Annotated in this window: 2 protein-coding genes; both read right to left on the reverse strand. The window is 70.7% G+C overall.

Annotated elements, in window-relative coordinates:
• Positions 1–69: 69 nt before the first annotated feature.
• Positions 70–1224 (reverse strand): spore coat polysaccharide biosynthesis glycosyltransferase ExoK, encoded by a 1155-nt coding sequence (exoK, locus tag G4D87_RS36815; protein ID WP_163787448.1) that lies wholly within the window; start codon positions 1222–1224, stop codon positions 70–72.
• The coding region (gene exoJ / locus G4D87_RS36820) for a spore coat polysaccharide polymerase ExoJ (protein WP_163787449.1) at positions 1214–2321 on the reverse strand (1108 nt) is incomplete at its 5' end. The genes exoJ and exoK, both read right to left, overlap by 11 nt.

Genomic DNA, 2321 nt, shown 5'->3' on the forward strand with positions numbered 1-2321 from the left:
CCCTACGCCCCGGCCCCGCCCTCATTGCGCCCGGTGGAGACTCAGTATCCACACCGCTCTGACATGCCCTCAGGCGTCCGCGCCCCGGGCAATCCGCTGGTACAGCGCGTCATGGCGCCGGACCATCTTCTCCAGGGAGAGCTCGCGCGCCACGAAGTCCCGCGCCGCCTGACCCATGCTTCTCGCCTTCTCGGGATTCGCGAGAAGCTGACGGAAGGCCTGGGCGAGCTGTGCGGGGCGCTCGGGGTCCACCACGAGGCCGCGTTCGCCGTCCAGGACGAGGTCGGTGTTGCCCCCCACGCGCGTCACCACCATGGGGAGCCCCGCGGCCATGCCCTCCATCACCGCGTTGGACATGCCCTCCGCGGTGGAGCAGAGGACGCCGAAGGTCGCCCGGGCGTAGATGGCGGGCACGTCCGTGCGGTGCCGCAGGAAGTGCACGGAATCGGACACGCCCAGCTCACCGGCCAGCTTCTCCAGGCCTGGCCGGCGCGGACCATCTCCCACCAGGAAGGCGTGCAGGGTGATGCCGGCGTGGCGCAGCTGGGCCAGCGCGAGCAGCAGGTCCTCCTGCCGCTTCACCGGGTGATTCATGTTGGCCACGTGGACCACCACCGGCGCGTCCCCCGTGTCGGGGAGCGGGCCGCGCAGCCCTTCGCGCCTGCGGGACTCGAAGCGCGGCAAGTCGAGGCCGTTGTGGATGACGGACACGCGGGAGGCCGGCAGGCCCTCCTCGGTGATGAGCTGGTGGCGGATGGCCTCCGCGTTGCCAATCACATGGTCCGCCATGCGGCACAGCTGTGACTGCACCGCGCGCCGCGCCCGCCCCTGCCAATGCGCCAGGTCCAACCGGCCCACGATGACCTTCGTGCCCGCGAGCTTCGCCGCCGGCACGGCCACCATCGTGGAGTAGAAGTCATGCACGTGCACCAGCTCCACGCGGTTCGCCTTGAGCCAGCGCGCCATGCGGTACACCTGATACGCCGTGTTCGGCTGCACCACGGAGCCCTTGAGCGGGAAGGCCGCCGGCGCGTGGCCCAGCTTCCACACCGCGCCAATCAGCGGCCCCGAATCATCCAGCACGGACACCTGCAGCCGGTAGCTGGCGGGCAGTCCCCGCAGCAGCTCCAGCACCTGCACCTCGGTCCCTCCAATGTGGAAAGACCGGGTGAACTGAACCAGACGGAGGGGCTCCTGCCCCATCCGCGCCTCCTCACGCCGCATGTCCGGACCCCTCCCACGTCGCCACCACCGGCTCCTGCGAAGCCGTAACCCGTTGCATGTCCGCCGCCTCGGACGCGCGCGCCACCCGGTGCGCCGCCGCCGCCAGTCCGAAGAGCACGTAGCAGTGCGCGGACAGGATGTAGCCGGAGAACAAGTCACACACGAGGTAGCCCACCACCGACGCGGACAAGGCCCGCGCCAGCCACCCCACCTCCTTGTCCCGCGACGCCTGGAAGGCGCCACCCGCGGCGCCGCCCGCGAACACCATGAAGAACAGCAAGCCCACCCAGCCCAGCTCGCCGATGACGTCCAGGAAGATGTTGTGGGCCACGTAGGCCCGGCGCGCCTCGGGGGGCGCGTATAGGGGCCACGCGTAGCGGAAGCCGCCCGCGCCCACGCCCAGCAGCGGCTTGTCCAGGCTGATGCGGCTGGCCACCTGCCACGCGTAGACGCGGCCCATGGCGGACGCGTCCTCGTGGAACTCGGCCACCGTCTCGTTGCGCTGCCAGAAGCTCTGCGGCGCGAAGATGAGCAGGCCCACCACGAAGAGCGAGCCCACGACAATGGCCTGGATGCGGCGCTTCTCTCGGAAGGCCCACAGCGCCATGGCCGCGGAGAGGCCGATGAAGCCGCCGCGCGAGTGCGAGACGACGATGGCCGCCACCGCGAGGACGGCCGCCGCCAGACACGCCAGCCGCCACAGCCAGCCGCTGCCCTTGCGCGCCACGAAGGCCACCGCCAGCGGCACCACCAGCGCCAGGTTCATGGCCATGTGGTTCGGGTCCGCGTAGACGCCCACCCAGCGCGCGCGGAAGCCCTCCACCAGGTCCTCACCCACCAGGTACCAGTTGATGGCGCCCACGGACGTCACCACCGACGCCAGCACCAGGGCCCCGCACACCACCGCCAGCCGGCGGCCCGTGGTGATGACGTTGACGAAGGTGATGTAGATGGCCGTCAGCTTCAGCAGCTCGATGCCCGTGGTGGTCGTCACCTCCGGATTCACGGACCAGCCAACGGACGCCACCGCCAGCGTGGAGAAGGCGATCAGCGCCAGACCGCGCGAGCCGTCCACATACAGTGGCTCCGCCCGCCCC

Source organism: Myxococcus vastator, from assembly GCF_010894475.1.
In the GTDB taxonomy this organism is placed as follows: Bacteria; Myxococcota; Myxococcia; order Myxococcales; family Myxococcaceae; genus Myxococcus; species Myxococcus vastator.